The following is a 6,165-nucleotide window of genomic DNA, read 5'->3' on the forward strand; positions in this document are numbered from 1 at the left end:
GGACAAGAGTTAATTTAGTTGCGAGGTTTTCTACGGAAGTTCGCAGGTGAATTGTTTTGCCGTGTAGGGGATCGATGTTGTGGTGGCCCGGGTCGATTGTGTAGCGTTTGGGTTGGGTTTTGTCTAGCCAGTTTCGCAGTTGTTTGCTTGTGGGTAAGTCTCCGATTTGAATGGCGATTTCTGGGGTGAGTCGATCGGCTATTTCGCGGTTTCGCAGGATTATATCGTAGGTGGAAATTAGATGGGGGTTTAGTTGGGCGCGGTTTCTTAAGGGCGATAATCCTTCTGCTAAAACTGGCCAGTTTAATAGTTGGGAAATTCGGGCGATCGCGCTACAATACTTTTCTGGATTCTGAGGCTGTCCAACTCCTGCAATAATTATCCCTCTGCTACACTTCTGCCATTGTTCTATTGTGGAGTCAATAATTGGTGTTGTGGAACGGGCATCTTGCCCGTCTCTTGAAATTGGCAGGCAAGATGCCTGCCCCACAATAGAGGTTTCTCCTGCAATAATGGGTTCTAATCCTGCAAAAAAATCTTCGATATCAAATTGTGTTTCTAAAACTTCTACAGCAATATCTGAAATTGGTACAAGCGGATCGCGAAAGGGAATATTGAGGTGGACGGGGCCGGGAGTTGGAAATTGCGATCGCTCGATCGCATAAATTACCGTTTGCCGCAAATAACCTAACATCTTTATTTCGGTAGAAGGGATTGCTAATTCGGCTTGCCAGTTGGGATAATTCCCGTAGATTTTCACTTGATCTATGGCTTGTCCGGCGTGACAGTCGCGGAGTTCGGGAGGTCTGTCTGCTGTGAAAATTAACAGCGGAATTCGACTTTCTCTTGCTTCTATTATCGCCGGAAAAAAGTTGGCTGCGGCGGTTCCCGAGGTACAAATTAAAGCGGTTGGTACACCTGATTTTTTGGCGATTCCTAATGCCAAAAAACTTGCCGATCGCTCGTCGAGTATGGGGATAGTTTCTATTTGATGATTCTGGGCGAAGGCTATTGTTAGCGGTGCCGATCGCGAACCGGGACAAATTACGGCTGTTTTTAGTCCCAATCGCTGTAATGTCTCGGCTAGTATGGAAGCCCAGAGGGTGTTTGTGTTGCGAAAGTCAAGCATTTTGTTGTTTTAGCGATAGTTTTTTTCTAATTTATTCCTAAACTAAAGCATTTAAAAGTGCTTGCAATTTTAGCTTAATTTCTGCTAGTTCTTTGTCGGGTTCCGAACCGGCGACAATACCGGCACCAGCATAGAGTATAGCCCGAGATCCGTCGATTAATGCCGATCGAATGCCGACGGCAAATTCGCCGTTGCCGCTGCGATCGATCCAGCCCAGGGGTGCTGCATACAAAGAGCGATCGCAGCTTTCGCCGCCACGAATTTGCTGTAAGGCAATATCCCTCGGTACGCCCGCCACTGCTGGCGTTGGATGCAGTTGGGATAAAATCTTTAATAAATGAATATCGGGGGGAATTCGAGCGGTTATTGGTGTCCACAAATGCTGAATGTTGGATAGTTGCAGCAGTCTCGGTAGCGGGGAAAAGTCGGGATGGATGCCGAGACTCGACAGGCGATCGACTATAAAGTCAATTACAGCTTGATGTTCTCGAATATCCTTTTCGCTGTTGAGTAAATCTTTTCCTAAATTCCCATCTTCCGCTTCAGTTTTCCCCCTCGGTGCAGAGCCGGCTAAAGCATCTGTGATTAACTGATTGTTGTGAATGCTAATTAAGCGTTCTGGACTGGCACCAATAAATTGCTGACCTTTGCCGTTACTGGTAGAAAACACGTAGCAACCTGGATAGGTGAGGCGCAAGTTATTTAAGGAATCTATTAAACTAAAAGGGCTTTTAGAAATAACCTTTATTGCTTGGGACAAGACAATTTTACTGAAATATTTAGACTCGATTAATTCTAAAGCAGATTTGACAGATATTTTAAACTCAGCGGCATCATTTACAGGGATTTGTTTTAAAGATATGGACTGGTTGCTATTTGTGGTTATTTTTATGTAATTTTGAGAAGCTATTTTATCAAAAGTTCGCCAAATATTATCAGTAACAAATTTAACATTTACATCTCGGCTAATGATGGCATTGGCAACAATTGTGCAGCTATCTGTCACGCGAGTAATCTGCCATTTTGGCAAAAATACTGTGCCGGGAGGAAAGTAAGAATTGGTGGCGACATTCTCATCAAAAAAAGCAAAGCTACAAAAAAAGTGCGGCCCGCTAAAGGGCAAACGTTCCGTACCGATGGTAATTGTCCGGGCTAGACAAGATTGAATAAAATTTTGAGCGAGGGCAAATCGATCGCTTCCTGCTACTGTGAGATGGATTGCCGAATCAAGGGCGGCGATCGCAAAACTGTTGCCGGCAATGGGGTCTCTTTTTTCAAAATAAAAGTGTCTGTCATCTGGTCTGGCAATTTCTTGCAGTACCGCTAGCGGATCGACGGGGGAAATTTCCTGAGAAATACTAACTATTTTTGTTTGATATTTTTCGGTTAAAGACTGCTGGCAATCTAACAGCAACTGATGCAGTTGATTGCGGTCTTGCAAAAGATTGGCACGGTGCGGTATTACTGTCATGAAATCGAGAATAGCAGATTTGTCAGAAAGAGTGCGGTTTTATGCCGCTAGAACCCAATGCGCGATTGATAAGTCGGCGGTTGAAACCGCTTCTTGTCAAATCAAACGAAGTCCGCCTCCGCGAACTGAAGAAGATAGCGTAATTTTAACCGCCCACTCTTCAACCCGCTCCCGTCGCGTGAGTGTTTGTATAGACGCGGTTTCAACCGCCCGGTCTTCTGATCCCAAGCGTATGCCGCTATAATCCCTATTTCGATCTAACCACGCTCGGGCGATCGCAAAACATCACCTTTCGAGTTTTCAGACAGTTTGGGCACGCTGCGGGCAAAAAACAGAGATCGGGCGATCGCGCGAAACATTTAGACATAAAACTTTAAGATTTAGAGGACAACTCTCGGCAAAAGTCGATCGACCTTGCAGAGGTTTGTCGGCGGGCATTACCGGGCGAACCAGAGCCCGCAAAGCCTCTCAACGGATACCCGCCGCTCGCTCAACCTTATACAGAGTACACCTTCTTTACCAATAAAATTGTAAAATTACTAAGCTGCTATTAATTGAATCAAGTTTGTGTAATGACAACAAAGTTAATTGAACGTTCAAATAGTAAATTGTGGCTGGCGGCAATCAAGCCACCCATGTATAGCGTTGCCGTGATTCCTATTTCACTAGGAACTGCGATTGCTTTTGCCAAAAATCAAACGATTAACTCGTCAATTTTTGCGATTTTTTTAATGTCAGCCATTTTAATTATAGCATGGTTGAATCTTAGCAACGATGTATTTGACTCGGAAACAGGCATCGATAAAAACAAAGCACATTCCGTAGTTAACTTAACCGGAAATAAAGCTTTAGTTTTCTGGGTTGCCAATTTGTTTTTAGCAGTCGGAGTGACAGGAATCTGCGCCATAAGCTGGTGGCAAAAAGACCCAACCGTAATTTTGCTAGTAGTTTTGTGTTGCGCCCTCGGCTACACCTATCAAGGGCCTCCGTTTCGTCTCGGCTATCAGGGTTTAGGCGAAATTATCTGCTTTTTTACCTTTGGGCCGCTAGCTTTAGCTGCTGCTTATTACAGTCAAACTCAAACTTGGTCTGCGGCTAATTTTGCTGCTTCGGCAATCGTGGGAATTACTACGAGTATTATCTTATTTTGTTCGCACTTTCATCAAGTTGACGACGATTTTGCAGCGGGTAAAAAATCGCCGATTGTCCGGTTGGGTACGAAAAAAAGTGCGCTGTTGTTGCAGTGGTTGTGCGGCAGCGTTTATGCTTTGACTGTGCTGTTTGTGGTGTTGCAAATATTCCCAATTTGGACGCTGTTGATTTTTGGAAGTGTGTTATTTGCGATCGACCTTTGTCGCCATGTCACAGACTATCACGACCAACCCGCAAAGGTCAGCAACTCTAAGTTTATCGCAGTGACGCTGCATTTTACGAGCGGATTGCTGCTGGCGCTGGGGTTTGTTTTGTAGTTTGGGCGATCGACAATTCCGGTAAAATGGAGGTATGGTTTGCTAAGCTGAGGGAGTTGGCAGAGTTGGTAGAGTTGGGCGACTTCTCAAAATCTTCTTGAATTCAGCAATCCGTACCTCACATTGAATCGTAAAAAAAGAGAATTAAACCATGAGTACGCAAGCAGAAATTGGCAAAATTATGAGTTTAGAAGAAATTTTTAGCCTATATCCTGATGAGTGGGTACTCATCGTCAATCCTGAATTAGATGAAGAATTAAACGTGATTCGAGGGGAAGTTTTAGCCCATGCCACAGAACGCGATGAAATTTACAGTAAGCTTTCATCAAAGAATGGAAAATCTGTCGCAATAGAGTATACTGGCTCGATACCTGATAACATAGCAGTAATGTTGTAACGAAAATGCCAGATTATCAGAAAGTTTACCGTTTGTTGCGTTATGGCCAAAATTTGCTAGCCGTGCAAGCAACTGTTGGCAGTAGAGAAGGGGGCGATTTTGTGCGGGTGCGTTTATTGGTAGATACGGGCTCTAGCTTCACAATATTGCCAGTTCAAGCATTACAAAATCTTGGTTACGATACGCGCAATCCTTTACGCAGGCAAGAATTAGTTACAGGTCAAGGAAGAATCTATGTTCCTGTAATTAACGTATCTTGGTTTAATTGCGTGGGTCAACTAATAGAAAATTTTGAGATAGTTGCCCACGATATACCGCCAAATATCCGCATAGACCGTCTTCTTGGTATGAATTTTTTGACTCGTTTTCAGACAGTTATTTCTGTTGCCAATGCGAAAATTAGATATCAGTAAACACGACCATTATAGTAAAAATTGTACATGGAAATATTTAAAAATCATCAATTTCACTATTCCTTAAATGGCAACATAAATCAGCCGACAATTATATTTTTGCACGGATTTGCGGGCAACACTCAAGACTTTAGTAGCGTCATTTCCTTACTATCTCAAAATTATTGCTGTCTAGCAGTTGACCTTCCCGGTCACGGAAAAACCAGAGTAATCGGCGACGAAAGTTGCTACAATATGTCAAATACAGCCCAAGCTTTGATAGACTTATTAGATGATTTACAAATAGACAAATGTTTGTTGTTGGGCTATTCAATGGGCGGGCGATTGGCGCTGTACATGACATTACATTTTCCTGAAAGATTCGAGAAAGTAGTGTTAGAGTCAGCTTCTCCGGGATTGAAGACCGAAAAAGAGCGATCGCACAGACTGCAATCCGATTTACAGCTAGCACAAAAGCTGGAAAATAGCAACCTTAAAGATTTTATATTAAACTGGTACGATCGCCCTTTATGGAAATCCTTAAAAAAATCTCCCAGCTTCGACCAACTCATCGAAACCCGCTTAGCAAACAATCCCTTAGAATTAGCAAAATCCCTCCGCAACCTGGGAACCGGCAACCAGCAATCTCTCTGGGAAAAACTAACACAAAATCAAATCCCCCTCCTCTTGCTAGCGGGAGAATTCGATCATAAATTTCAAGCTATCAATGCAGAAATTGCCAGCTTGTGTCCGGCCGCAAGTCAAGCAATTATACCAAAAGCAGGTCACAATATCCATTTTGAAAATATCGATCGGTTTCTCACAGTTGTGAGACAATTTTATGATTAACTACAAGACAAATGCTATATAAATTCGAGTTTCGCAATTATCAGCGAAAATTTCAGCGCCCGCTGCGAACAAGTCACGGCATTTGGGATATTCGCGAAGGAATTATCCTGCGAGTTGTTGACGAAAACAATCGCATTGGTTGGGGAGAAGTTGCCCCTTTAAGTTGGTTTGGTTCCGAAACTTTTGAGGAAGCTTTAGATTTTTGTCACCAGTTACCTGCTAATATTTCATCAGAGATGATTTTTGCAATTTCTCCTGAATTACCAGCTTGTCAATTTGGCTTTGAGTCAGCACTATCAAACTTTTTAAACTCGTTCCCAGGCTCTGCCTGGGAACACATATCCGGAGGCTCTGCCTCCATTTTACACGCGGCAGAGCCGCCAGAAAAGCATTCCCAGGCAGAGCCTGGGAACGAGGAGAATCCACCCCCCCCAACCCCCCCTTGCCAAGGGGGGGAG

General features: G+C 43.6%; 6 protein-coding genes and 1 pseudogene. 5 read left to right on the forward strand and 2 right to left on the reverse strand.

Translation table 11 applies throughout. The annotated features are described in order from the left end of the window. Together menD and IQ270_RS26975 are read right to left on the reverse strand one after the other, a co-directional pair. Window positions 1-1,129: 2-succinyl-5-enolpyruvyl-6-hydroxy-3-cyclohexene-1-carboxylic-acid synthase (gene menD / locus IQ270_RS26970; RefSeq protein WP_193976231.1), on the reverse strand; the 1,129-nt coding region annotated here is incomplete at its 3' end. A 37-nt stretch (window positions 1,130-1,166) separates the two neighbouring features. Further along, the gene (locus tag IQ270_RS26975; protein ID WP_193976232.1) at window positions 1,167-2,600 is read right to left on the reverse strand and encodes an isochorismate synthase MenF; all 1,434 of its coding nucleotides are present in this window, start codon (window positions 2,598-2,600) and stop codon (window positions 1,167-1,169) included. 572 nt (window positions 2,601-3,172) lie between these two features. On the opposite strand from IQ270_RS26975, the gene menA reads away from it, so the two are divergent. The 5 genes and pseudogenes from menA to IQ270_RS27000 form a co-directional block, all read left to right on the forward strand. Further along, window positions 3,173-4,069: a 2-carboxy-1,4-naphthoquinone phytyltransferase gene (menA, locus tag IQ270_RS26980; RefSeq protein ID WP_193976233.1), complete on the forward strand. Its 897-nt coding sequence runs from the start codon at window positions 3,173-3,175 to the stop codon at window positions 4,067-4,069. A gap of 151 nt (window positions 4,070-4,220) precedes the next feature. Further along, on the forward strand, window positions 4,221-4,466 hold the full coding sequence (locus IQ270_RS26985; RefSeq protein WP_193976234.1) for a hypothetical protein: 246 nt from the start codon (window positions 4,221-4,223) through the stop codon (window positions 4,464-4,466). 5 nt (window positions 4,467-4,471) lie between these two features. Continuing rightward, on the forward strand, window positions 4,472-4,879 hold the full coding sequence (locus IQ270_RS26990; RefSeq protein WP_193976235.1) for a retropepsin-like aspartic protease: 408 nt from the start codon (window positions 4,472-4,474) through the stop codon (window positions 4,877-4,879). Window positions 4,880-4,906: 27 nt separating this feature from the next. After that, on the forward strand, window positions 4,907-5,707 hold the full coding sequence (gene menH / locus IQ270_RS26995; protein WP_193976236.1) for a 2-succinyl-6-hydroxy-2,4-cyclohexadiene-1-carboxylate synthase: 801 nt from the start codon (window positions 4,907-4,909) through the stop codon (window positions 5,705-5,707). A gap of 11 nt (window positions 5,708-5,718) precedes the next feature. Further along, window positions 5,719-6,165 (forward strand): annotated as a pseudogene (locus tag IQ270_RS27000) (hypothetical protein); the annotation flags it as partial.

The sequence above is a fragment of the Microcoleus sp. LEGE 07076 genome, from assembly GCF_015207455.1.
Classification (GTDB): domain Bacteria; phylum Cyanobacteriota; class Cyanobacteriia; order Cyanobacteriales; family Microcoleaceae; genus Microcoleus.